This is a genomic window from Lactococcus sp. FSL W8-0209 (genome assembly GCF_038006585.1).
Taxonomy (GTDB): Bacteria; Bacillota; Bacilli; order Lactobacillales; family Streptococcaceae; genus Lactococcus; species Lactococcus lactis.
Window position 1 is genome coordinate 187,621 of sequence record NZ_JBBOVN010000001.1, and the last position, 23,603, is coordinate 211,223.

The 23,603-nt window shown below is 35.7% G+C and carries 24 protein-coding genes; 4 read left to right on the forward strand and 20 right to left on the reverse strand.

Annotated features, from left to right (window positions below; translation table 11 throughout):
- The first annotated feature begins 98 nt into the window (after window positions 1-98).
- Window positions 99-1,565: an amino acid permease gene (locus MKX45_RS00960; RefSeq protein WP_017865200.1), complete on the forward strand. Its 1,467-nt coding sequence runs from the start codon at window positions 99-101 to the stop codon at window positions 1,563-1,565.
- A gap of 33 nt (window positions 1,566-1,598) precedes the next feature.
- Here MKX45_RS00960 and dnaX read toward each other — a convergent pair whose 3' ends face one another.
- Genes dnaX through MKX45_RS00975 form a run of 3 tightly spaced genes read right to left on the reverse strand, consistent with a single transcriptional unit; the run spans window position 1,599 to window position 4,466 of the window.
- Window positions 1,599-3,257 (reverse strand): DNA polymerase III subunit gamma/tau, encoded by a 1,659-nt coding sequence (dnaX, locus tag MKX45_RS00965; protein ID WP_057720926.1) that lies wholly within the window; start codon window positions 3,255-3,257, stop codon window positions 1,599-1,601.
- 48 nt (window positions 3,258-3,305) lie between these two features.
- Window positions 3,306-3,947, reverse strand: coding sequence for a phosphotransferase (locus tag MKX45_RS00970; RefSeq protein WP_057720925.1), 642 nt, complete (start codon window positions 3,945-3,947; stop codon window positions 3,306-3,308).
- 30 nt (window positions 3,948-3,977) lie between these two features.
- Window positions 3,978-4,466 (reverse strand): GAF domain-containing protein, encoded by a 489-nt coding sequence (locus MKX45_RS00975; protein ID WP_003131959.1) that lies wholly within the window; start codon window positions 4,464-4,466, stop codon window positions 3,978-3,980.
- 517 nt (window positions 4,467-4,983) lie between these two features.
- Here MKX45_RS00975 and MKX45_RS00980 point away from each other — a divergent pair.
- A complete protein-coding gene (locus tag MKX45_RS00980; RefSeq protein WP_003131960.1) occupies window positions 4,984-5,256 on the forward strand; it encodes a chorismate mutase in 273 nt (90 codons plus the stop codon).
- Window positions 5,257-5,343: 87 nt separating this feature from the next.
- Here MKX45_RS00980 and MKX45_RS00985 read toward each other — a convergent pair whose 3' ends face one another.
- Entirely contained in the window at window positions 5,344-5,790 is a 447-nt protein-coding gene (locus tag MKX45_RS00985; RefSeq protein WP_340816718.1) for a hypothetical protein, read from the reverse strand.
- 217 nt (window positions 5,791-6,007) lie between these two features.
- On the opposite strand from MKX45_RS00985, the gene MKX45_RS00990 reads away from it, so the two are divergent.
- Window positions 6,008-6,208 carry a hypothetical protein gene (locus MKX45_RS00990; RefSeq protein WP_003131983.1) on the forward strand — a complete coding sequence of 67 codons (201 nt, stop codon included), beginning with the start codon at window positions 6,008-6,010 and terminating at the stop codon, window positions 6,206-6,208.
- A gap of 60 nt (window positions 6,209-6,268) precedes the next feature.
- On the opposite strand, the gene glnA is transcribed toward MKX45_RS00990, so the two are convergent.
- The 15 genes from glnA to MKX45_RS01065 form a co-directional block, all read right to left on the reverse strand.
- Window positions 6,269-7,609: a type I glutamate--ammonia ligase gene (gene glnA, locus MKX45_RS00995; protein ID WP_003131984.1), complete on the reverse strand. Its 1,341-nt coding sequence runs from the start codon at window positions 7,607-7,609 to the stop codon at window positions 6,269-6,271.
- 61 nt (window positions 7,610-7,670) lie between these two features.
- Window positions 7,671-8,036, reverse strand: coding sequence for a MerR family transcriptional regulator (locus MKX45_RS01000; protein ID WP_003131985.1), 366 nt, complete (start codon window positions 8,034-8,036; stop codon window positions 7,671-7,673).
- Between the two features lie 100 nt (window positions 8,037-8,136).
- On the reverse strand, window positions 8,137-8,574 hold the full coding sequence (locus MKX45_RS01005; RefSeq protein ID WP_057720753.1) for a low molecular weight protein-tyrosine-phosphatase: 438 nt from the start codon (window positions 8,572-8,574) through the stop codon (window positions 8,137-8,139).
- Between the two features lie 143 nt (window positions 8,575-8,717).
- On the reverse strand, window positions 8,718-8,882 hold the full coding sequence (locus MKX45_RS01010; protein ID WP_003131988.1) for a hypothetical protein: 165 nt from the start codon (window positions 8,880-8,882) through the stop codon (window positions 8,718-8,720).
- Between the two features lie 104 nt (window positions 8,883-8,986).
- Window positions 8,987-9,604 (reverse strand): AAA family ATPase, encoded by a 618-nt coding sequence (locus MKX45_RS01015; RefSeq protein WP_021723261.1) that lies wholly within the window; start codon window positions 9,602-9,604, stop codon window positions 8,987-8,989.
- A complete protein-coding gene (locus MKX45_RS01020) occupies window positions 9,601-10,719 on the reverse strand; it encodes an ABC transporter permease (RefSeq protein WP_240664873.1) in 1,119 nt (372 codons plus the stop codon). Before MKX45_RS01020 ends, MKX45_RS01015 begins: the two co-directional genes overlap by 4 nt.
- 304 nt (window positions 10,720-11,023) lie before the next feature.
- Window positions 11,024-11,593 (reverse strand): hypothetical protein, encoded by a 570-nt coding sequence (locus MKX45_RS01025; protein WP_012898697.1) that lies wholly within the window; start codon window positions 11,591-11,593, stop codon window positions 11,024-11,026.
- A 219-nt stretch (window positions 11,594-11,812) separates the two neighbouring features.
- Window positions 11,813-12,697, reverse strand: coding sequence for an XRE/MutR family transcriptional regulator (locus MKX45_RS01030; protein WP_057720755.1), 885 nt, complete (start codon window positions 12,695-12,697; stop codon window positions 11,813-11,815).
- Window positions 12,698-12,832: 135 nt separating this feature from the next.
- Entirely contained in the window at window positions 12,833-13,834 is a 1,002-nt protein-coding gene (gene ruvB / locus MKX45_RS01035; protein ID WP_057720756.1) for a Holliday junction branch migration DNA helicase RuvB, read from the reverse strand.
- Window positions 13,835-13,960: 126 nt separating this feature from the next.
- Entirely contained in the window at window positions 13,961-14,554 is a 594-nt protein-coding gene (gene ruvA, locus MKX45_RS01040; protein ID WP_003131995.1) for a Holliday junction branch migration protein RuvA, read from the reverse strand.
- Window positions 14,555-14,666: 112 nt separating this feature from the next.
- Complete coding sequence (gene mutL, locus MKX45_RS01045; RefSeq protein ID WP_340816719.1) at window positions 14,667-16,637, reverse strand: DNA mismatch repair endonuclease MutL; 1,971 nt, start codon at window positions 16,635-16,637, stop codon at window positions 14,667-14,669.
- Between the two features lie 128 nt (window positions 16,638-16,765).
- Window positions 16,766-17,461 (reverse strand): hypothetical protein, encoded by a 696-nt coding sequence (locus MKX45_RS01050; protein WP_057720757.1) that lies wholly within the window; start codon window positions 17,459-17,461, stop codon window positions 16,766-16,768.
- Window positions 17,462-17,575: 114 nt separating this feature from the next.
- Window positions 17,576-20,098, reverse strand: a complete 2,523-nt coding sequence (gene mutS / locus MKX45_RS01055) for a DNA mismatch repair protein MutS (RefSeq protein ID WP_340816720.1) — start codon at window positions 20,096-20,098, stop codon at window positions 17,576-17,578.
- A 193-nt stretch (window positions 20,099-20,291) separates the two neighbouring features.
- Window positions 20,292-20,639 (reverse strand): RicAFT regulatory complex protein RicA family protein, encoded by a 348-nt coding sequence (locus MKX45_RS01060; RefSeq protein ID WP_015427220.1) that lies wholly within the window; start codon window positions 20,637-20,639, stop codon window positions 20,292-20,294.
- Between the two features lie 367 nt (window positions 20,640-21,006).
- Complete coding sequence (locus MKX45_RS01065; protein WP_057720758.1) at window positions 21,007-21,315, reverse strand: helix-turn-helix domain-containing protein; 309 nt, start codon at window positions 21,313-21,315, stop codon at window positions 21,007-21,009.
- A 126-nt stretch (window positions 21,316-21,441) separates the two neighbouring features.
- On the opposite strand from MKX45_RS01065, the gene MKX45_RS01070 reads away from it, so the two are divergent.
- Entirely contained in the window at window positions 21,442-22,395 is a 954-nt protein-coding gene (locus MKX45_RS01070; RefSeq protein WP_057720759.1) for a hypothetical protein, read from the forward strand.
- Between the two features lie 180 nt (window positions 22,396-22,575).
- Here MKX45_RS01070 and MKX45_RS01075 read toward each other — a convergent pair whose 3' ends face one another.
- Entirely contained in the window at window positions 22,576-23,457 is an 882-nt protein-coding gene (locus tag MKX45_RS01075) for an NAD(P)-dependent oxidoreductase (protein WP_015427221.1), read from the reverse strand.
- Between the last annotated feature and the right edge of the window lie 146 nt (window positions 23,458-23,603).

Genomic DNA, 23,603 nt, shown 5'->3' on the forward strand with positions numbered 1-23,603 from the left:
TTTTTTGTTTTTCTCAGACTTTTCTAAACTAAACAGGAGTAAGGTTGAGTCTGAGTCAAACAAGTCGGTGTAGAATAAATTTTATTAGGGAGAGAATTTTGGAAAATTCTTCAAACTCAACTACTGAGACGCAAGTAAAACGCGGCTTAAAATCACGTCATGTTTCCATGATTGCCCTTGGCGGAACAATCGGAACTGGATTGTTTCTGACTTCAGGCGATGTCATTCACACGGCAGGACCATTTGGTGCACTGACTGCCTATGTTCTTATCGGAGCAATGGTTTACTTCCTCATGACATCACTTGGTGAAATGGCCACTTATTTACCCACTTCTGGTTCTTTTTCAGACTATGGAACACGTTATGTTGACCCAGCTTTTGGTTTTGCTCTAGGTTGGAATTATTGGTTAAACTGGGCAATTACCGTAGCGGTTGATTTAACAGCCGTTGCCCTTTGTATCAAATTTTGGTTACCAGATGTTCCAAGTTGGATTTTTTCACTGATTGCCTTAATTATTGTCTTTGCAATCAATGCCTTATCAGTTAAAACTTTTGGCGAAACTGAATATTGGTTGTCAGCCATTAAAATTACTGTTGTTGTTTTATTCTTGATTATTGGTTTCTTATCTATTTTTGGAATTATGGGCGGTCATATTGACGTCGCTAAAAATCTTTCAGTTGGTAATCATGGTTTTGTCGGAGGACTTGGTAGTTTCACTACCGGCGGAGGGATTCTCGGCGTACTCTTAGTCGCTGGTTTCTCTTTCCAAGGAACAGAATTGCTCGGCATTACAGCTGGTGAAGCTGAAAATCCTGAAAAATCAATTCCTAAAGCTATGAACTCTATCTTCTGGCGTATTCTTGTCTTTTATATCTTATCCATCTTCGTGATGGCGGCTATCATTCCATTTACTGACCCCCACTTAGTTGGAGGAGATTCAGCTGCTCAAAGCCCTTTCACAATTGTATTTGAACGTGTTGGTCTCTCTATTGCAGCTTCTATCATGAACGCCGTTGTTTTAACTTCTGTCGTTTCAGCAGCAAACTCTGGAATGTATGCCTCTACTCGGATGCTTTATTCACTAGCTAAAGATGGTGGCGCACCAAAGATTTTCTCAAAAACTTCAAAAAACGGGATTCCTTTCATTGCTTTATTAGCTACAACTGCTGTTGCTTTACTCACATTCTTGACATCAATTTACGGAGTTAGCTTCTTTACATTCCTTGTCTCAGCCTCTGGTTTAACAGGATTTATTGCTTGGATTGGGATTGCAATTAGCCACTTCCGTTTCCGCCGCGCCTATGTCGCTCAAGGAAAAGATGTTAAAAAATTACCTTATCATGCAAAACTATTCCCATTCGGTCCAATCTTAGCCTTAATTATGACCGTTTTAGTCACACTCGGCCAAGACCCAATGCTTCTTTTTGGTAAAACTTGGGTGCAAGGCGTCATCATGTATGCCGCAATTCCACTCTTCTTCATCCTTTACTTGGGTTATAAATTTAAAAACAAAACGAAACTTATCCCCCTTAAAGAGGTTGATTTAAGTCGTCATAAAGATTAAAAAAGTCGCTCAATGAGCGGCTTTTTTATTAGTTTAATCATTAATTTCGACTACTTTTTCACCAAAGAGTTCTTTAGCTAAGTTTACCGTTTCATCCGGCTCTTTTTCATCTTCTTCATCTTCTTGAACATTTTCAGATTTTAAATTAGAAACATATTCCGCTCGAACTTCTTGCCAGTCTTGTTCAGCAAGAGAGATAATTTCTGGCGCAAATCCAACAATTGAACTCAAGAGATTCCCACAAAAAAGTTGCAATTCTTCATTTTCACTGACTCTTTTAGCAAGATTCTCATGAGGAAAAGTAACCACAAGGAAATTTTCTGACGCAGCGACAGGCGCTGTATTATTAAGTAAAGCTCGGTCTGCCGGTTTAGTTACCGAAGCAACAAGTTCTGGCCACGCACTTAGAGCAGCTTTTCTAGCTTCATTTGTCGCCTCAGCCAAAGCTTTATAAATTAAATCTTTGTTAATTTGGCGTTTTTTAGACGCTATTGGTTTCGGACTGGCTTTAACTTTTTCTGTCAGTAAATTATTTTGTGAATCTGAATTTACCCGAATTTGACCAGCTGAAATTTGAGCTTTCAATTGATTAATTTCGGTTTTTAAAGTAGCAATTTCGGCTGTCAGCTGATTAGGGATTTCTCCTTGCGGAGCTGTCAGTAAATTATTTTGTCCAATTTCAGCCAAACGCATGGTCATGACGTCTGCCGCAATTTTTGTTTGAGTCGTTTCCTTTATCGTTTTCAAACTTTCAATTGCAATATCAATCCATGAAAAAATTTGACCCCGGTCATACTGAGAATTTTTATCCAAGAGTAAATCCCGAAGGTATGCTAATAAATCTTCCGTAAATCGAAGCATATTTTTTCCTTCAGCAAAAATCTTATCAAGTTCCATCAGCGCTTTTGCTTCATCGTGCTCAAAAAGTGCTGCAACATATGTTACTAAAGCATCTGCAGCAATCGACCCTGTGACAAGTAGTGCATCATTTTCTTCTAATTTTCCTGATGAAAACGATAAGGCTTGGTCTAATAAAGAGAGGGCATCACGCATTCCACCTTCAGCTGCTTTAGCAATAACATCGAGTGCTTTACCGTCGAATTCAAGTCCTTCATCAGCCATTATTTTTGCTAAATAAGTCCGAATGTCTCCTGTTGTGATTGATTTAAAAGCAAAACGTTGAACACGCGAGATAATGGTTGCTGGAATTTTTTGTAATTCAGTAGTAGCCAAGACGAAAACAACATTTTCTGTAGGTTCTTCAAGTGTTTTCAAAAGTGCATTAAAAGCCCCTGTTGAAAGCATATGCACTTCATCAATAATATAAACCTTGTAAGTGGCTTGACTAGCTGCATAAGTTGATTTATCTCGAATTTCTCGAATTTCATCAACCCCATTATTTGATGCCGCATCAAGTTCAATGACATCATCTAAGCTTCCTTTAGTGATTGAGTCGCAAATAAAGCAATTATTGCAGGGCTCTCCATCCACTTGATTAGGACAATTTATTGCCTTAGCAAAAATTTTAGCTGCTGAGGTTTTCCCTGTCCCTCTTGGACCAGAAAAAAGATAAGCATGTGAAATTTGATGATTGACAATCGCATTTTTTAATGTTGTTGCTACAACTTCTTGCCCCACCATTTCATCAAATCTTTGACTTCGATATTTTCTATATAATGCTTGATATGCCATTTTTCTCTTCCAATTTTTTACTTAGTATTCTTTTCATATCCGCTTGTTTCAATAGAAATCTTGCCCAAGACTATAGTTTAAGTCTTTTAAAATTTCAGTTGAAGCATCACGTGATTGAATCAATTCATCAATATCTTGTGATTGATAATTTCTGAGAGCCTGTCTGAGGGCGAACATTCTTGCTCGATTAATCGTTGCCTCATCTGCTTCGGTTGCCGCAAAAAATATTTTACGTGCTTTTTCATCAAAAATCGTCCAAGCGATTGCTAAATCAAAAGCTGGATCACCAATAACAGCTTTGTCAGAAATTTTGACATTAACTAACTTTCCGTCAGTAACTTTTAAATTTTGCGTAAGCAATTCTCCCAAAACCCAAACAGGTTTCTTGGACCATTTTGTTTTTGCTGCAAAATCAAATTTTTCTTGCAAAAGGTCAACAGGAACAACTTTTTGATAGACTTTCAAAAGTTCTATCATCTCAGCTTCAAAGAAAATCAAATCAGAACCAGCAAAAGCATTTTCAAAACTAGGTGACTTTGCATCTGTTGTTGGTAGCCGATGTAATTGATAGAGAAAACTTCCTAATTCTTGCGCAAATTCACGAACATCTCCAATATTACCTGGATTTACAGATGTTCCTTCTTTTTCCCCAAAACGGTCAGCAATAAATTTTTTTACTATTTCACTCATTTTTTCTCCGATACCCTTTAAAATTTTGATTTAACCTACTTCAAAAAATTTAAAATCAGTCATTTCACATAAAATGTTAGCAAATTCTTCAAGATATTTTTGGTCGATTTCATCGTAAAAACCAATTTCTGAACTGTCTAAGTCAAGAACCCCAACTAATTTACCGTCTTTAACCATTGGAACAACAATTTCAGACATTGCTCGACCGTCACAAGAAATATAATTTTTGTGTTTCTTTACATTTTCAACAATAATGGTTTGGCGATTTTGAGCTGATTCCCCACAAACCCCTTTGCCCATTATAATTTCAACGCAAGATACAGACCCTTGAAATGGCCCTAAAATTAATTTTTCACCGTTGTAGAGGTAGAAACCTGTATAAACTTGCTCAGGCAAAAAGCTCCAAAGCAAACTACTTGCATTGGCTAAGTTTGAAAGTGTATAATTTTGTTCACTAAGAAGCGCTTTTAGTTGCAAATTAAGTAACTCATAACCTTCGATTTTTTCTTCTTTATTCATCTTGTTGCTCCTCAAAAATAATATAATCCATTATATCATTTTTTAAAGGCAAATTTTAGATTAGTTTTGATATAAGCATCACTGCTTCTACTACGCTGTCCGTTTTGACTAACTGCTGAAGCAACTGCCAAAAAGGCAACACGCTAAAGCGTGAATGCGCAGACGAAAAGGTGAAAAGTTATGCTTTTCTAATCTGCACCCTGAAAGCTCCCTTTTCAGTCGCTTCCAGATATGGCGTCCTTCGCCTTGCCAGCTTGCTGGCTTAGAGTGAGCCCTTTTGTCCGTTGCTTTAGCAATGCTGACAAAAGGGACACCTGTGATATGGACAACGAAGTGAAACGAAGTTTACTTCTCTACGCTACGTTGTCCGCTCTCGTTATGTTGCTAAAGCAACATAACGAGCCGCACTCACTTGGTGGGAAATTATCGTTCTCGCTGAGTTCGGTCATAAATGAGAGAAAGAAGTCAGCAACATGAAACGTTGTTTCGTGTTGCTAGCTATGATATAATAAAAACCATGAATAAACTAGAAGAACTCCGGAATAACATTGACCAAGTGGACCAAGAAATCGTTCAACTTCTTGAAAAACGTATGACAATTGTTCAAGAAATTAGCCAAGAAAAACAAGCACAAAAAATTACTATTTTAGATAACTCTCGCGAACAAGCCGTATTAGATTTGGCTCGCCAAAATATTAAAAATTCTGCTTATCAAGAAACAATCATTAATACTTTTAAAGATATTATGAAAAATTCTCGCCTTTATCAAAGAGAAAACCGTGAACAATAAGAAAAAGTTACTGACAAAATTCTATCACTCCTATCTGCTTGCTTACGCAACTTACAGACTGAGCGATAATTTTGTCAGTAACTTTTTTTATAATTTAAATTGTCCAGCTAAACTGTCTCGCAACATCATGTATTCTAATTGCGGCAAATCAAGCAGAACCAATTTACTATTTTCTAAAAGATTCTTTTCTTTCAAGCTGTTAAGAAAACCTTTAATTTCTGTTGTTCCCAAATAGAGACACTCAACAAAAATAATATGTTTTTCCTTGGTCATCTGACCGATAAATCGCGAAAAATCTTCTGGAGTCAGTGCCTGATCAATATCTGAACGACCAACTACCACTAAATCCTCGTTTTCATCTTTAACTGTAGCAGCAAGCTCTTTAAAGATTCCAGAATTTATCTTTTGATCTTTACTTTCCGCTTCAATAGACTCTTCAATTTCAGCATATGCGCCTCGGTCAATCATCGCGACAGTTGCAATTTCACCATATTTTAAAGCAGTTAGTGAATCTTTCAAATCATTGAGTTCCATATTTTCCTATGCAAATCTACTTTTAGTAAAAAGTATTAAGATTCGCTTCCTTTCTCGCATTAAATTCATAAAACCTATCTCAAGTTTACACTGACTTTGTGAATTTTTCAAAAAATATGGCTCTTTTTGTGATTTCAACTTTGATTTAAAGTTTTACCAGTAAAAAATAAGTGCCATTTGCTATAATAAAACTATAACAAAGAAAGGACTTTTTATTATGAAATTTAAATTTAAAGGAATCAATTATTACGAGGACTCAGAAAACAATTATGTCGGTGCCACAAACACTTGCTCAATCGTCAAAGAATTCGCTGATTTCCAAGCAGCTATTGACTATGTTGCTGAACACAAAGGATTCTTGATTGCCGAAGACGGAAAAACTGCCTTCAACGTTTTGACAATTACTGAAAACAACTAAAATATTTAAATGGTCCAAAAAAATCACTGACAGGCTTTGTCAGTGATTTTTTTATATCAATTAATAAAGTTCTAAATAGTTATCAATTTCCCATTGCGATACGAATTGTGCATAGCTTGCCCATTCAATGCGTTTCGCTTCAACAAAGTTAACCAAAACGTGTTCTCCAAGCGCTTCAGTCACAATTGTATCTTCACGCAATGCTTTAACGGCATTGTGCAAAGTAGATGGTAAATCTGTAATACCATGTGCTTTACGTTCTTCTTCTGTCATTACGTAAATATTTGATTCGATTGCTTCTGGCGCTTCCAATTTATGTTCAACACCATCAAGACCAGCTGCCAATAGAACAGCCAATGCAAGATATGGATTTGCTGTTGGGTCAACCGCACGAAGTTCAACACGAGTTGACAAACCACGTGAAGCAGGTACGCGAATCAAAGGTGATCTGTTACGTCCAGCCCAAGCGACATAAACGGGTGCTTCATAACCAGGAACCAAACGTTTATATGAGTTAACAGTTGGGTTTGTAATTGCTGTAAAGTTATAAGCATGTTTCAAAAGTCCAGCAATAAAGCTATGTGCAACATCTGAAAGTCCCATATCTCCTGTTGGATCAGCAAAGGCATTTGCACCATCTTCTGTAAATAAAGACATGTTACAATGCATCCCAGAACCGTTGATTCCGTGAACTGGTTTTGCCATAAACGTTGCATGTAAACCATGTTTACGCGCAATTGTTTTAACAACAAGTTTAAAGATTTGAATATTATCACAAGCTTTCAAAGCGTTGGCATATTTAAAGTCAATTTCATGTTGACCGATTGCTACTTCGTGGTGAGAAGCTTCAACTTCAAAACCAAGGTCTGTCAATACATTTACGATTTCACGTCTTGTGTTTCCAGCAAGGTCAGTTGGTGCAAGGTCAAAATAACCACCTTTATCATTCACTTCAAGTGTTGGTTCATCATTTTCATTAAGTTTGAAAAGGAAGAACTCTGGTTCAGGTCCAAGGTTAAAGCTCTTGAAGCCCAATTTTTCCATTGATTTAAGGTTACGTTTCAAGACACCGCGTGGGTCTCCAGCGAAAGGTTCACCTTCTGGAGTGTAAACATCACAAATTACACCTGCCACTTTACCATACTCATCTCCCCAAGGAAAAACAATCCAAGTGTCAAGGTCTGGATAAAGATACATGTCTGATTCATTGATACGAACGAATCCTTCGATTGATGAACCGTCAAACATCATTTTGTTTTCAAACAATTTGTCCAATTGTTCATCTGTAGCTGGAACTTCAACGTTTTTAAGTGTTCCAAGAATGTCTGTAAACATCAAACGCAAGAATTTAATATCCTTTTCTTTGACGTCGCGACGAATGTCTGCTGCTGTGATTGTCATGCTTTACTCTCCTAGTTAAATTTTCGCTGTAAACTTAGTTGACAAATAAAGTAAACTAAACTTACATCCGCGGTTGGGTAAAATGAGTGGGATCAGGAGTTCCGAATCTACCTTGTTGGGCAAATTCGCGTTCAAGTGCATGGTGGACTTCTCCGATAGATAAAGTTTGAGCCTTCTTAGCATCCCTTTTGGCATAAATTTCTTTGATATCTGCAATATTATTACCTTCTTGCAATAAGTCAGCAATATCAAATAGAGCATCTATGTCATTGAGCGAATACATGCGACGATTACCGTCACTTCGCTCCGGGAAAATAAGCTCTTGCTCTTCGTAATAACGAATCTGCCTTGCGCTTAGGTCAGTGAGTTTCATGACAGTTCCTATTGGAAGTACTGCCATAGAGCGTCTTAATTCACGTTCTTTCACCAATTCTCGCCTCCATGCCTTTCATTATAGACCTTGTTATTAGCAAAGTCAAGTTTTAATGTGAGATTTTCTCACATCGGTTTATTTTATTTGAAATATTTTATACAATTTCATCCAATAATCTTTGACAACCCGTCTTAACAAGTTGATAAGTTTCTTGGAAATCGCCCGTGAACCATGGATCTGGAACACCTTGTTCTAAAAGCATCGCGATTTTTTGACGCGTTCCTTCTGGTGCCATTTTTCTAAGATTTTCTAAATTAGATTCATCCATTGCGATAATTTTATCAAATTCATAAAAATCTTCACTACTGATTTTTTGACTTCCCTTGTGAAGATCAAAAGCAATCTTTTGTTCTTTTAGTTTTGTTTGGGTTCCAGAATGAATTGGATTTCCATGCTCCCAAGAAGAAGTTGCTCGCCTTTCAATCAAAAAATTTGATTCATTTCCTGCCTTTTCAACTAAATCTTTCATGACAAATTCTGCCATTGGGCTACGACAAATATTTCCTAAACAGACAAAAACAATCTTTTCCATGACTTCCTTACTTTATATCATTTATAAATTAACTAATTTTGAGCATTTATTCTATTATACCCTATTTCACAAGATATTACTGACAGAATTCTAAAATGAAAAAGTCTGCCAAAATTTGACAAATTTTTTTACTGACAGACGAACTAATCTTTCTGCTTAATTTTTTTCTTTTTTTCCTTCAATTTTTTATAAATTTTATTGTTATCTACCAAAACTTTACTTTCATTATTTTTAAAAGAATTTTGGAGTTGTTCAACCTCCCGAAAAATATCACTTTTAGGTTGAGGGGCAGGTGTAATTACTGACATAAGTTCTCCTTATCTTTCATTCGACTTATCTCTTAATCGGAAACAATTATTAGAAAATATATAAACCAAATAATGTAGTATTCTTTCGCATTAATTCCCTTTCACTAAAAAAATACATCCATATAACCGATTTCTTTTGCCGCTTCATCAAAATTTGTCACCAAAGTCAGTCCTTTTTCGGACAATAGATAAGCTTGGTCACAGAAATGTTCAATTTCCTTGAGATTGTGTGAGGTTAATAAAACAATTTTTTCTTGAGCGATTTTTTTCACTTCTTCATAAACTAGGGCTTTTTTGGAAACGTCAAGCCCACTGAATAGCTCGTCAATGATTAAAATATCACAGTCGATAGAAAATGATAAAATTGTCGCAAAAAGCTCTTTCATTCCTAAAGAAAATTGGCCAATTCTCTTTTTCGCAAATTTATCTGCACCAAAAGTAAGACTTAACTCTCTTGCTCTATCCTGTTCACTATTTTTCAAAATTTTAAAATAATCATGCATTTTTAAACTTTCTTCAAAAGATTCTACATCGGGAAGATAAGCGACACGCCCATTTTCTATTTCTCCTTGAGAAAATCCAATTTCTCCTGAAAGAATGCCGAAAAGTGTACTTTTCCCAATCCCATTTCGTCCAATCAGACCGTACAAACCATTTTCAGAAATCTCAAAATTAAGCGGAGCAATGTCTGGTATCTTTAAATTTTTTATTTTTAATATCATGAGATTCTCCTTGTTTTTTGATTTTTAATAATGAAGACAGAAATGAGCAAAAATAATACACTTAAAGAAAGTAGATAGCCAGCCCCGATTAATATAGAATATTTCCCAAAAAGAGCACTAGGATTTCCAAAAAGTTTTAGAGGTTCAAGATAAGAAAGTGGCACAAAACGTCTAATTGAAATTATCCAAGAAACATTTCCTATCATCGAATATCCCATGACAAATAGAGCTATAACCCCAACAACAACCATACTCCGTTTTACAAAAACAGAAATCAAGGCACCTAATGAAGCCAAGAAAAAGATGACAAAAAACAGATAGAGGATACTTCCTAAATCCAAAATTCCATTTGGAATTGTGAGATTAGTCAAAGTAAATCCTGTTTTCAAATCCGAATTGCCAAGATAGGCGGGATAATTCCATGCTCCAAAACCATTCACCACCCCAATTACCAGAAAATAAATGATACTAGAAATAATAATCCAAGCAAAGGTCGCTAAAGTTCCAGATAAAACTTTTATAATTAAATTTTTCTGCAAATCAATTCCCGCAAATCGATAAAATCTGTTTTCTTTTGATTCATAACTAGTGGCGACAAGGATTGAAACCATGGAAGCAAATAAGACAATGAATAGACTACTCGTTAAAATTGGAATGAACTGCTGATGAAAATTTCCAAAAGCATGAGATTGCATGGTAGGAATTACTTCAAAATCTAACTTTCTCTCTTGAACTGTCTTGATATACTTAATTTCTGCTTTCAGGAATTTATCTTGACCAGATGATGATTGGTTACCATATTGTTTAAGGAGTAATTGGTCAACTTCTTTTTGTAAACGATAATATCCATTAATATCATTGGCATTTATAACTGCGATTTGTTTTTGATAAATGTTATCTTCTTGCAGATAGTAATTTAACGAATCATTCAGATCAGCAAGCTCTGCTTTCACTTTTGTCGTTTTTAGAATATCTTTAGTATTTTTGATGTTATCCTGAACTGATTTTTCAGTAGTCTGGACCTCTTGAGGGAGTGTTGTAGTATTATCGCCAACAATATCGCTAAACGAAATTGTTGTATAAATACTGTAAACAACAATTAGAGAAGAAATCAAAGCTAATAAGTACCTGTTTCTTTTGTTTAGAATAAACTTTTTTAATTCAAATTTGAAGTATTTCATTAGATTTACCTCACTATAAAAAGACCCGACTGGGTCTTCTCCAGTTATTTCAAAATTTACTGTTAATAAACACTATTGATATAATTATTGGAAGTAATGCAAACACTCCAAGTAAGACCAGTAACCAATGAAATGGAATCAAACTCCTCTTTTGAGTACTATTTTTACTTTTAGAAAGAATGATTAAAAAAACGATAAACCAAATAATATAATATTCTTTCATTTCTCTCACCACCAATCAATAGCTGGCATATGTGCAATGGTCCAAGTACATATAAATTTTTCCTGAATTTGGATGTTGGTTTATCATATCTGCCGCTTCTGAGAAACGTGAATGAAAAGCAAGCGTTCCGGCAGCTAGTATAACAGCAAGTACAGCGTCAACAGGACCTGTTTCCAACCCTACCGCAGCAATGGCACCTATAACCCCCACTGCCCCTTCGGCCGTTGCACATTTACGAAATGTATCTCGCATCAATGTACCACTAGCCTTTGTATTATATTTCCAAAGAATTCCCACCGAAATAGGGCTTGCAGATACTGAACGTAGGCGTGGGTTTTGAGGAACACCTGATACAATTACTTCATCAGAAGTATAGATTTCACCAGTTTGAGGATTTTGATAAATTACCTCCGACTCTACTTCTAAATCTAGAGTGTCATTTTCACCCAAAGTTTTATAATTAACTAACGTAGCTTGTTGTGGCATTTCGGTTGTAATGATATCTGCATTAACTACAAGCGGAGATAACGCTGACAAGACAACCACCGAACTCATAAGACTTGATAAAATTTGTTTTGTTTTCATAATTTACCTCTTTCTGCCCAAATTCAGAAAGAAATTATCTTTTCTGAATCAAGCTGATGATATTTTTCTCATGTTGAGAGCTTCCTTTCATTTTTTACTTTGTTTTCTTGGCTGCGCTCAGTAGCTTGCGAATTTGTCCATTGGTTTTTCCTTGTTTGTTTTTATTTTTGTCTCCTTAACTTTATTGTAGCACCGATTTCGAAAGCACAAAAAAAAGATTCAAATTGAATCTTTTCCTAGAATATCACTTAACCATTGAGGAAAATTATAGTTTTTCACATATTTATCATAGAGTTTTTGGTAGGTTTTTGCTAAATTTATACTTCCTTCCCAATCAAAAATTTCGATGACCTTTTTCATGCTTTCAATTCCCAGAAGTCGTTCTTCGCCTTGACCATAAAAAATACAATAATAACCTTTAGTAAAGCGATAAATCAATCTAGAATATGCGTCTTTTTCATGACAATATGCTTTGACCAGAGCCAGACATTCTTGCGCTTCCTTTTCTTTCCCTTCTTGGATACAAGTCACTGCTCCGCGACAGGCGATTTGACAAATAATTTTGCGATAACGTGTACGATTGGCTAACCTTTGATGATGATGGCTCAAATCTTGAATAATCGCTTTTATCATTTCTGACGAAAATTGCTCAATGGTATCTGACAAAATGAGAAGTTCATAAAAACTAAATATTTCAATTCCTAAAATAAAAGAACTTAACTCAACCACTTCGTTTTCTGTCAACTTTTCTAAGCGTGCTTTGGCACAAAGAGCAATCAAATGTTCGCCAATTTGCTCACATTGCCAGGCAATATCTTTTAGTTCTTCAATATTATTATTCGTTGCCGCTTGGTCAATTTTACTAAATAATTCTTCGTAAAAATTATGTTTAAAATTATTAAGATAATAATCATATTCAGAAAGTTCCAGGTGAAGAAATTCAAGTAAAGCATCAATTTGGTCAAGATTTAAATAACCTTCCCCACTAAAAAAACGAGAGAGGCTACTTTTAGGAATTCCTGTTTTTTTGATAATTTCATTTTTCGTGATTTCTTTAGCTTCACAGAGTTCTTGAAGTTTTAAACCATAGTATTGATTGACCATTTGTCTTGTCTCTCCAGTCGCAACTTTATGGTCATATTATACACTTTTCTCATTATTGTTACAACAGCGATTTTTTTGTAATATAAAAAAGCTTGTCAAGCTCTGACAAACTTTTTTACTGACAGATACTAACTGTCAATCTTCTTCATTGTAAACATAACCTAGGTGTTCATAGGCTCTTTGGGTCACCTTACGTCCCTGTTTAGTTCTCATCAAAAATCCTTTTTGAATCAAATAAGGTTCATACATATCCTCGACCGTTTCACGGTCTTCGGCAATATTTACCGCCAAAGTTCCAATCCCAACAGGACCACCGTGGTACATTTCAATCATTGTGCGGAGAATTTTTTGGTCAATATAATCCAAACCAGCGGTATCAACATCAAGAATAGACAAGGCCTTATCGGTAATTGCTTTATCCACTCGGCCATCCCCCATTATTTGAGCAAAATCACGCACTCGTTTAAGTAAACGATTGGCAATCCGCGGAGTCCCTCGACTACGTAAAGCAATCTCTAAAGCGGCATTATCAATAACTTCGACTTCAAAAATATCAGCTGTTCTTTTAACAATTTCTTCTAAATCACGCTCTTGATAATACTCCATATGACTTGAAATCCCAAAACGGGCACGCAATGGATTCGAAAGCATTCCAGCTCTTGTTGTTGCCCCAACTAGAGTAAATGGCGGCAAATCTAAATGAACCGAGCGTGAACCATCACCAGAACCAAGCATAATATCAATGTAGAAATCTTCCATAGCGCTATAAAGAACTTCTTCAACTTGCATTGGCATCCGATGAATTTCATCAATAAATAGCACATCACCAGGTTCCAATTCATTCAAAATCGCAACTAAATCTCCTGGCTTTTCAATGGCAGGACCCGCTGTTTGTTTAATATTAACTCCCAACTCATTGGCAATGACAAATGCCATTGTTGTCTTACCAAGTCCCGGAGGACCAAAAAGTAGTACGTGGTCCAAAACTTCTTCACGCATTTTTGCTGCTTTAATAAAGATTTCTAATTGTTCTTTGACTTTATCTTGACCAATATATTGATTAAAAAATTGCGGACGTAGAGATTTTTCAATACCGTAATCTTCTTCCATTGGCTCTTTGTTTAATATATCGTTCATCTTATCTTGTAATTCTCCTTTTAGAGATGATTTTTGATGACTTATGAGAAGCTGTCAGTAAATTTTACTGACAGAAAGACTTGCATGACTGTTTTTGATGTCTGTCAGTTCTTTCTTCAAACTTTTTTATTTCATCATAAGTTTTAAGGCTGATTTGATATATTCTTCGCTGGTCAGGCCTGTTTCTTGAGCTAATTTTTTCTCAATTTTCTTCAATTCTGTTGCTTTATAACCCAAAGCTTGTAGCGCTTCAATCGCTTCTTCCAAAGCAAGATTGCCAGCAGGTCCAGCATCAAGAAGAGAAATACCTACAGTTCCTGTCGCATCAAATTTCCCAGCCAAATCAAGCACCATCTGCATGGCTGTTTTTTTACCAACTCCTGGGAATTTAGTTAAATACTTGATATCACTATTGTCAATAGCAGTGATTAAACCTTCGTTATCAGCCGCCGCAATGATGGCCAGAGCTGATTTTGGCCCAATCCCAGAAACGCTGATCAGACGTAAGAATAAAGCTTTTTCGGCTTCGTTAACAAAACCATAGAGACTGTGGGCATCTTCACGAATGACTTGATGAACATAAATTTTTACTTCTGTGTTCATCAAAGCCGACCAAGCGTAAGGGTTAGCTACACTGATAAGATAGCCAATTCCTGCTACATCAATTACAATATTTGTTGGGGAAATTTTTACTAATTTTCCATTAAGATATTCAAACATTTTTTTACTTTTCTAATTTTTTTGATTGACAAACTCCCTTATTCAAGTCTGTCAGTAGTTTTTATCTATTTTTTTACTGACCAACTTCATCATTAATCTGTTTAGTCACTTTTTACTCAAAATCTTTCCACGAAGCTGCTTTTGAACGATGCGTTTCTTGGATTCTCCGGAACATTTTTTGAATGTCATCCCCTGAAAAATGAACAATCGTTGGCCGTCCATGCGCACAACTATAAGGATTTTTACAAGTTGCTAATTCTGCGAGTAAAGCTCTAGCTGATTCGGCATCAAGGGGATGATTAGCTTTAATTGAACTTTTGCAAGCAACCATTGCAGCTAAATCATGACGATATTTTTTGAGTGAAAATTCTTTTGATGAGAGAATAATATCAATCATTTCATTAATTGATTTCTCTATCTCGGTTTCTTTTAACCAGATTGGATGTTCTCTTAAAATGAATTGATTTTCTCCGTATTCTTCTAAGAAAACACCGGCTTCATGCAACAAATCTTTCTTCTCGGCTAAAACAATAAAATCATTTTTGGGTAAAGTGAACAAATATGGTGCAAGTAAAATTTGTTGCTCCATACTGACCTCACCAATTTTATCTTTCCAATACTCATATTTGATTCGCTCTTGAGCCGCATGTTGGTCAACCAAATAAAGTCCTTCTTTGGACTGACAAAGTAAATAAGTCGCATGCAATTGTGCCAAGTATTCAAGCTGCGGAAAAGTTGATGACTGACTTATCTTTACTTCATTATCAAAATCAATTTCAAAGTTGCTGACAGTATTTTCTAGACTGTTGTCAGTAATTTCAGTAGTACTTTCAACAGTTCTGTCAGTCATTTTTTCACTGACAGCATCTGTATTAAGTTGATTTTCTGTAAAATTATCAAAAGTTTGTTCAGACGAATCATTTGAAGCTTGATTTTTATTGATTTTAAAAGTTGCCTCTTCTCTGACATAAAAATCTTGGCGAACATTATCATAATATAAAGGATTATTTTGCAAAGGAAGTTCCGTTTGAACAGAAAGACTCTCCTTTTCTTTAGCTCTTCCTTGCAAATTTTCCAAAGCTTCTGGAATCAAAACACCTTCTGATAAAGCCTCATCAATTGCTTTAGAAATTAAAGCCATCAATTCACGCTCTTTAGACAAACGCACCTCTTGTTTTGTCGGATGAACATTAACATCAGCAAGTGTTGGGTCAATTTTAATCGATAAAATAGCAAAAGGGAACCGTCCCACCATCAATCGATTGCCATATCCTTCTAAAATTGCCTGATTCAATAAAAAGTTTTTGATAAATCGACCATTTATTAAAATCGTAATATAATTACGATTAGCCCTTGTCAGCTCTGGTATGCTGACATAACCTGTTAGTTCAAAATCTAAGTCTGAGCCCTTGATTTGACGCATTTTTTTCGCTGTCCCTATGCCATAAATTGCAGCAATAACCTGACGTAAATCACCATTTCCAGCCGTTTTCAAAAATTCTTTACCCTCATTAACTAAAGTAAAGGAAATCTCTGGATGAGCCAGACTCAATCGGTTGATGATGTCTGTGATATGAGAAAGTTCAGCCTGCAAGGACTTGATATACTTGAGTCTTGCTGGTGTATTATAAAAAAGATTAGCAACAGAAATTTTCGTCCCCACTCGCTTAGCAAGTGGTTCTAAAGTTTCGATATTTCCACCTTTAGCAATTAGTTTTGTTCCTGATTCTTCCTCAGCCGTACTTGTTTCAATGGTCATCTGGCTGACAGAAGCGATTGATGGCAGAGCCTCCCCCCGAAAACCGAGTGTTCTAATCCGAAACAAATCTGCCGAATCCTTGATTTTACTTGTTGCATGACGACGTAAAGCCAAAGCCACATCTTCTTTTTCCAAACCCAAACCATTATCAATAACTTCAATTAATCGCAAACCAGCTTCTTCAACATTGATAATAATTTTACTGCTTCCAGCATCAATTGAGTTTTCGACTAATTCTTTGACAACACTAGCAGGCCGCTCAACCACCTCTCCAGCAGCAATTTGATTGGCGAGCGCTTCATTTAGTTCAATAATTTTTCCCACAATAATCTCGCTCTCTTGTTTTTTTAAATTAATTCTAATTATAACACAAAAAGCAAGGGCTCGCTTTTCATTTTTTACTGACAAAAAATGATAGACAAGATGAAAATTGTCTATCATTTTTACATTAATTAGTAGTTTCCAAAATTGCGGTAACCATTATCAAAATTATTATAGCTGTTAAAAGCAAAGACTAATACGAAAATAAGAATCAAAATTGCAATCACAAATAATACAATTCCAATAATGAATGCAACGAAACCTGCTCGATTCCAACCGTCCATGACCTTACGGAACTCTTCCTCATCACGATATTTATTATCTCGATTTTCAAGTGCCCATTTTTCGCCATTAAAACCAAAAACAATCATCCATACAATCCCAAAAATCCAACCTATCCATGGGATTAATCCAATCAAAATCAAGAGTCCCAAATAAGCACGGTTGGCAATCCCAAACCACATTGGAAAAGAGAAAGCTCCCCAGTTCCATTTAGTTTTAATTTCATCTTGATTTTCTAGTGAGCGATTCTGAGGAATATCTGCATAAGCTGATTGTTCGCTCGTTTTCTCTTCGACTTTTGAATCAAGTGGTTCACTAGCAGCAATTACTGGTTCTGCAATCACTGGTTCACTTACAAAACCTTCTGAAACTTCAGCCTTGGCAACTACTGGCTCATCAAGTACAGGCTCTGAGGCATCCCATTCACTAATATCACTCTTGGTTATTTCTTCTTGAGAAGCAAGATTCTCAGAATTTAATTCTTCAGTTGGCTCCACTTGAGTCTCTGGAATTTCTTGTCCTTTAAGTTCTTTTTCATTTTCCATGTTTAGCTCCTTTTTATGTTAGCTTCTACTCAATTCATCTTTCAATGAATCTCTTTTTAAGTAATTATAGCCTTTTTCCTTAGCTTATTTACAGAATAAGCTTCGATACCAAGTTCAAAGTGAATCTTTAAGTTCCCACAAGAAATTCAAAGCCTCTCTTGCAGTCATATTATCAACATTTTGCCTTTTTATCTTTTCAATAATTTCTGAAGAATTTTCAGCAAAATCAAATAAACTAAGTTGTTCTTGTTCATCAGCAACTTTTTTAGCAGGCAAAGGTTTATTTTCTAACTTCTGCAAAATCAAATCTGCTCGCTCTAACAAAGGCTGTGGTAAACCTGCAATTTTCGCCACATGAATCCCATAGGATTTATCAGCTGGTCCCTCTGTTATTTTATGCAAAAAAGTCACATTCCCATTTTGCTCCAAGGTAGCAACATGGACATTATCAAGATGATCGAGCGCTTCATCTAAGTCTGTCAATTCATGATAATGCGTAGCAAACAAGGTTTTTGCCCCAATATGGTCATGAACATATTCAATAATTGCTTGAGCTAGAGCCATCCCATCATAAGTTGCCGTTCCTCGCCCTAATTCATCAAAAATAATCAGGCTGCGACTGCTTGCCTTTTGAATGGCATGATTGGCCTCAGACATTTCAACCATAAAGGTCGATTCCCCTGAAATCAAGTTATCACTGGCACCAATCCGTGTAAAGATGGCATCAAAAATTGGTAAATTGGCTGTTTCTGCTGGAACAAAAGATCCAATTTGAGCCATAATCACCGTCAAAGCAAATTGACGCATGTAGGTTGATTTACCTGACATATTCGGTCCTGTGATGAGTTGAATATCTGTTTGTTCAGGCAGTTCAATATCATTTGGCACATATTCTTGAGCACCCATGACCGCTTCAACGACCGCATGACGGCCGCCTTTAATTTCAACAATTCTTGAGCCGTCTGTAAGCGTCGGACGGATATATCCTTGTTTTTCGGCAACGACAGATAGACTTTGTAAACAGTCAATTTCAGCAATTGTTTTGGCTAGAGCTTGTAGTCTGCCAATATATTGCTCCGTTTCAGTCCGAAGGCCCATGAATAAATCATATTCTAGAGATGATGATTTTTCACGCGCTTCCAACATAATTTCTTCAATTTCAGTTAATTCCTGAGAACCAAAACGCTCAGAATTTTTCAAAGTTGCCTTCCGATAAAAATGTTCAGGAACACTATTCAACTGACTTTGAGTAATATGAAAATAATAACCATCCTTACGATTATAATCAATTCGCAGTGTGGAAATTCCTGTCTTGGCTTTTTCATCTGCTTCCAATTTAGCAATCCAAGAAGTCCCATTTTCAAGCGCCTCCCGATATTTATCTAATTGAGCATTGTAGCCTTTTTTAATAATGCCCCCTTCAGTAATCGTTCTTGAGGCATTCTCACTAATAGCTGAATTAATTAAACCAGATAATTCTGGAATTTCGTCTAATTGGCTTTTTAACTCTTCTAATGGAGCTTCATTAAGCATTCCCAAAATATTTTTGATAGCAGGAACATTTGATAAAGAATTAGCCAGCTGCAAAAAATCAACTGGAACAGCCTTACCAAAAGAAACACGTGAAGCCAAACGTTCTAAATCGTAGACCCCTTTTAAGGCTTCTATCAAATCAGAACGCTCAAAGAAATGGTCTAAGAAAATTTGAACAATTTCCATTCGTTTTTGAATGGCTGAATTTGAAACCAAAGGACGGTCAATCCACGACCGTAACATTCGGGTTCCCATCGCTGTTTTCGTTTCATCAAGCAACCAATAAAGTGTGCCATGTTTTTTATTTTCTCTTTTATTTGCCGTCAGCTCTAAAGATGATTTTGTCGCAAAGTCCATTTGCAAAAAGTCTTTAATTTCATAATGTTCAACTTTTTGTAAGTGACTCAAATCACGCATTTGTGTTTCTTTTACGTAAGCCAACAATTTTGAAGCGACTTGATTTTCTAGGGCGGTCAATCCTGACAAATCTATTAGTAAATTTTCAGGAATTTCAATTTGTTCTGAAATCAAAAGATTCATTTGTCTTTCAAAAACTTTTAATTGACTTTCATCTAAAGTAAAACCAGCTACAATTTCCCGCGCCTTGAGTGAAGCAATTTCTCCTACCACCGCTGAAAATTCGCTGAGCTCTGTCACCTTGAATTCCCCAGTTGATAAGTCCATATAAGAAAGAGCATAATGTTTATCTTTGAAGTCAATTGCCACCAAGAAATTATTATCAACCGAATTTGCAGTGTCAATCGTTGTCCCTGGGGTAATCACCTGTGTTACTGCCCGTTTAACAATTCCGACCGCTTTTTTCGGGTCTTCCATTTGTTCAGCAACAGCCACTTTGTAGCCTAAATCAACCAATTTATCAATGTATTCAGCTGCTGCATGGTGAGGAACACCAGCCATTGGAATTGGATTTTCTGAATTTTTATTTCTTGAAGTCAGGGTTAATTCTAATATTTGGGCAGCATTCACTGCATCATCATAGAAAAGCTCATAAAAATCACCCATCCGAAAGAGCAAGAAAGCATCGGGATAATCTTGTTTGATGTCTAAATATTGTTGCATTCCTGGTGAAATTTTTTCAGCCATTTTTTCTTCCTATCCCATCTAAATTTTACTGACGAAATTCTTAGCATATCCGTAAGAAAATTTAACACTAAATATCCTAAAACAGAAATTCTGTCAGTATTTTTTTATTATATTTTTACTGACAAAAATTCTAGCATCTCCATAAGCAAGCTTACATAGCCTATCCTATGCCAGAATTTCTTGTCAGTACTTTTTATTCACCAGTTTCCAACAAAAGATTTACTTTTTCTTCTAATTCACCAGTGATATATTGAACTAAATCATTGACATCCTCTAATTTTGTAGCATAATCTTCTACCAAAGGATGATGCTTAATCCGTTTTTCAATGACTTGAGCCGACTGTGAAGTCTTTTTGTAAGCTTGTATTTTATCAATTTTTTGATATAAAACAGCCTCTTTTTGTAGAGCTTTCATTTCTTCTTGAGCTTTAAAAAGTTCTTGATTAGCCATTAGTGCTGTTTCAGCTCGTTGAAAATCTTTAACATAATCAAGACTTTTTATTTTTTCAACAAGCAAATCCACTAAGTCATCATAGTGCATCTCAAGCCCTCCTTAAAATTTCATTAATTACTAATTATTTCTTTCATTAAAACTCTTAGACTTTATAAAATAATTATAACATTTTTTCAATCAATTCATGGTTTGTTTTTTTATCTTCAAAAAATAAAAGCCTAAATGTTTCAGGCTTTCTAATTCTTACTTTTGATTCATTCGCTTAAATTCAGCAATCATTTCTTTAATTAATTCTCTTTGTGAGGCTGTTAAATCTGTAATATCAATCATATTTTTACCCATGATGAATTCTCCTTTCATCATAGGACTTGTAAAACTTGCGATTTTCAAACAAAAATTACTGATTAAATCATCAGTAATTTTACTATTCTCGACTTGTATATAATCTCATCATTTATCTTTCTTTGAGAACATTCGATTGCTCAAATTCATTAATCAATCTCAAAACAATCTGTAGTTGTTCCTCTGTTAAAGTTGATGTATTAAAGTTCTTATCATCTGACAAGCCAAGCAAATAATCCGCTGATACATCAAAAGTTTGACATAGTTGAATTAATACCTCAACAGATGGATATTGCTTGTTTTTTTCATAAGATGATACCGAAGCCCCAACAATTCCTAAGCGAGCCGCCAAATCATTTTGCGTGAGATTTTTTTTCATACGTAAAGCACGAAGTTTATCTCCAAAGTATTCCATACCCATTTATTTACCTCTTTTTTGGATTTTAACAAAGAAAAATCATTTTTAATTTTAATTTTCGTTTTTAAATTGATTTCAATGCTAACTTTAGGTATAATAAAGAAGAAAAAATTTAAACTAGGAGATTTTATGAAAACAGAACGTAAAGTTATTGCTATTGTCTCGATAGCACTTGGAGGATTGGGACTTATTCTTTCTTGGATTCCAATTGTCAACAACATCGCTTTTATTTTTGGAGTACTTGCTTTAATTCTTGCTATTATCGCATTATTTAGCAATAGAAAAAATAAAAAACTTCTCTCACTCATTGGACTGATTATCTCTGTACTCACCCTCGTCATTGTTTTAGTCACCCAATCCATTTATGGCAAAGCAATTGATGATATCGGAAAAAATAACATCAAAACCTCTTCCAGCAGCAAAAGTGTTAAAGTACCAAAACATTCTACAAGCAAAAAGAAACAAACTACTCTTGAGCTTTTAAATCAATTAGCCTCCACTTCGAAATCAACTGACGAAATATACGTTACTGGTGAAATTACAGTTGGCGATGAACAAACTGTCAGTCCTGGTATTTATGATCTTAGCGTTACAGGCGGTAGTGGTAATATCACAGGTAGCCGAAAATCTGTTAATGGAATGTTTATTAACTGGCTTGGTGGTGCTCCGGGAAATGATAGCGGTTATGCTTCACATATTCGTATTGTCCTTCTCGATGGAGACACGCTCAATTTTAGCAACATCTCTAAAATAAAATTTACAGCTGTTCCAGAAAAAATCACTCCATCAACTCAACTCGGAATCGGAAATTTCATTGTTGGACGTGATATCCCAGCAGGAAATTATAAATTAAGCACCAACATGACCATGGACCCACAATTCGCAAATTTAGGATGGACTTTTTCAATCTACAATGATGAAAATGGAAACGAAAGAAGTCAAGACTACAATCCTGGAAACTCTGATGTTGTCGTTTCTCTAAAAGATGGTGAGATTATCACTACTTCATTTATGAACTCTAATTATTACGATACTAAAATTTCTGATGACAATGCAAAACTAATCTTTACTACTGTGAAATAGAGGAAAAGCATGGCCAAAACAAAATCTGGAAAAAAATCCGTTTATGTTCATTCCTACACCAAAAATAGCGGAGCTACTGTAAAAACGCATAGACGTTCAACTCCCAATCCTAAGCAAGGTAAGAAATGAAACTTAATATAAAATCCAATAGTTTAACCAACTATTGGATTTTTTCAATTATTATTCTGGACGATGTCCATTTGGCCACCAAAGTTTAATCAAAGCTTGAGTCCCATCATTTTCAAAGCCTTTATCAGCTAATTGCTCATAGAGTTCCTTTGCCCCTTTAGTTGCAGGAAGCTTAAGATTCATTTTTTCTGCCTCAGAAAGTGCAATCCCTAAGTCTTTGATGAAATGCTTAACAAAAAATCCTGCACTATAATCTTCACGGAGAATCCGAGGACCGTAATTAGCCAAAGACCAAGTGGCACCAGAACCTCCCCCAACAGTATTTAAAACTTTATCCAAATCCAAACCAGCCTTTTGGGCATAAGCTAAAAGCTCAGTCATTCCAGTCATTGTACCCGCAATACAAATTTGGTTAGCCATTTTGGTGTGTTGTCCACTTCCAGCCACCCCTTGATGAGTAATAGTTTTTCCCATTTTTTCAAATAAAGGTAAAGCTTTCTCATAAGTTTCTGAATCACCACCAACCATAATGGTCAGTGTCGCATTTTTTGCACCCAAATCTCCTCCAGAAACAGGGGCATCAAGTGCGAAAGCTCCAACTTTTTTAGCTTCTTGATAAATTTCTTGTGCTAAAGTTGGCTCAGTCGTCGTCATATCAATAAGAACTTTTCCTGAACAATCATTTTTGAAAATTCCTTCTGCACCAAAATAAACTTCGCGGACGTCCTTAGGATAACCAACAATTGTAATCACAAACTCAGCTTGAGCCGCAGCCTTTTGTGGATTTTCAGCATAAGTTGCACCACGTGCCACAAGACCGTCCGTTTTTGATTTTGTCCGATTATAAACAATTAAATCATGACCTGCGTCCATAAGATGACCAGCCATTGCGGCTCCCATCACACCCGTACCAATAAATGCTATTTTTGACATTTCTTCTCCTTTATTTAGCAGATTTATAAAATCTGTTTCGTCTAATTTTGGTAATCACGACGTTTACGGGCTTTATCTCCCCGCAACCGTTTGATTTTTCGGTTACGATATTCATCCAATTGATAAGTTTTCAACCATTTTTCAAT

Bases quoted from the DNA above. Each gene is read 5' to 3' on its own strand.
- dnaX (WP_057720926.1), bottom strand. From the start codon at position 3,257: ATGGCATATCAAGCATTATATAGAAAATATCGAAGTCAAAGATTTGAT.
- MKX45_RS00970 (WP_057720925.1), bottom strand. From the start codon at position 3,947: ATGAGTGAAATAGTAAAAAAATTTATTGCTGACCGTTTTGGGGAAAAA.
- MKX45_RS00975 (WP_003131959.1), bottom strand. From the start codon at position 4,466: ATGAATAAAGAAGAAAAAATCGAAGGTTATGAGTTACTTAATTTGCAA.
- MKX45_RS00980 (WP_003131960.1), top strand. From the start codon at position 4,984: ATGAATAAACTAGAAGAACTCCGGAATAACATTGACCAAGTGGACCAA.
- MKX45_RS00985 (WP_340816718.1), bottom strand. From the start codon at position 5,790: ATGGAACTCAATGATTTGAAAGATTCACTAACTGCTTTAAAATATGGT.
- MKX45_RS00990 (WP_003131983.1), top strand. From the start codon at position 6,008: ATGAAATTTAAATTTAAAGGAATCAATTATTACGAGGACTCAGAAAAC.
- glnA (WP_003131984.1), bottom strand. From the start codon at position 7,609: ATGACAATCACAGCAGCAGACATTCGTCGCGACGTCAAAGAAAAGGAT.
- MKX45_RS01005 (WP_057720753.1), bottom strand. From the start codon at position 8,574: ATGGAAAAGATTGTTTTTGTCTGTTTAGGAAATATTTGTCGTAGCCCA.
- MKX45_RS01010 (WP_003131988.1), bottom strand. From the start codon at position 8,882: ATGTCAGTAATTACACCTGCCCCTCAACCTAAAAGTGATATTTTTCGG.
- MKX45_RS01015 (WP_021723261.1), bottom strand. From the start codon at position 9,604: ATGATATTAAAAATAAAAAATTTAAAGATACCAGACATTGCTCCGCTT.
- MKX45_RS01025 (WP_012898697.1), bottom strand. From the start codon at position 11,593: ATGAAAACAAAACAAATTTTATCAAGTCTTATGAGTTCGGTGGTTGTC.
- MKX45_RS01030 (WP_057720755.1), bottom strand. From the start codon at position 12,697: ATGGTCAATCAATACTATGGTTTAAAACTTCAAGAACTCTGTGAAGCT.
- ruvB (WP_057720756.1), bottom strand. From the start codon at position 13,834: ATGAACGATATATTAAACAAAGAGCCAATGGAAGAAGATTACGGTATT.
- ruvA (WP_003131995.1), bottom strand. From the start codon at position 14,554: ATGTTTGAATATCTTAATGGAAAATTAGTAAAAATTTCCCCAACAAAT.
- MKX45_RS01050 (WP_057720757.1), bottom strand. From the start codon at position 17,461: ATGGAAAATGAAAAAGAACTTAAAGGACAAGAAATTCCAGAGACTCAA.
- mutS (WP_340816720.1), bottom strand. From the start codon at position 20,098: ATGGCTGAAAAAATTTCACCAGGAATGCAACAATATTTAGACATCAAA.
- MKX45_RS01060 (WP_015427220.1), bottom strand. From the start codon at position 20,639: ATGCACTATGATGACTTAGTGGATTTGCTTGTTGAAAAAATAAAAAGT.
- MKX45_RS01065 (WP_057720758.1), bottom strand. From the start codon at position 21,315: ATGGGTATGGAATACTTTGGAGATAAACTTCGTGCTTTACGTATGAAA.
- MKX45_RS01070 (WP_057720759.1), top strand. From the start codon at position 21,442: ATGAAAACAGAACGTAAAGTTATTGCTATTGTCTCGATAGCACTTGGA.
- MKX45_RS01075 (WP_015427221.1), bottom strand. From the start codon at position 23,457: ATGTCAAAAATAGCATTTATTGGTACGGGTGTGATGGGAGCCGCAATG.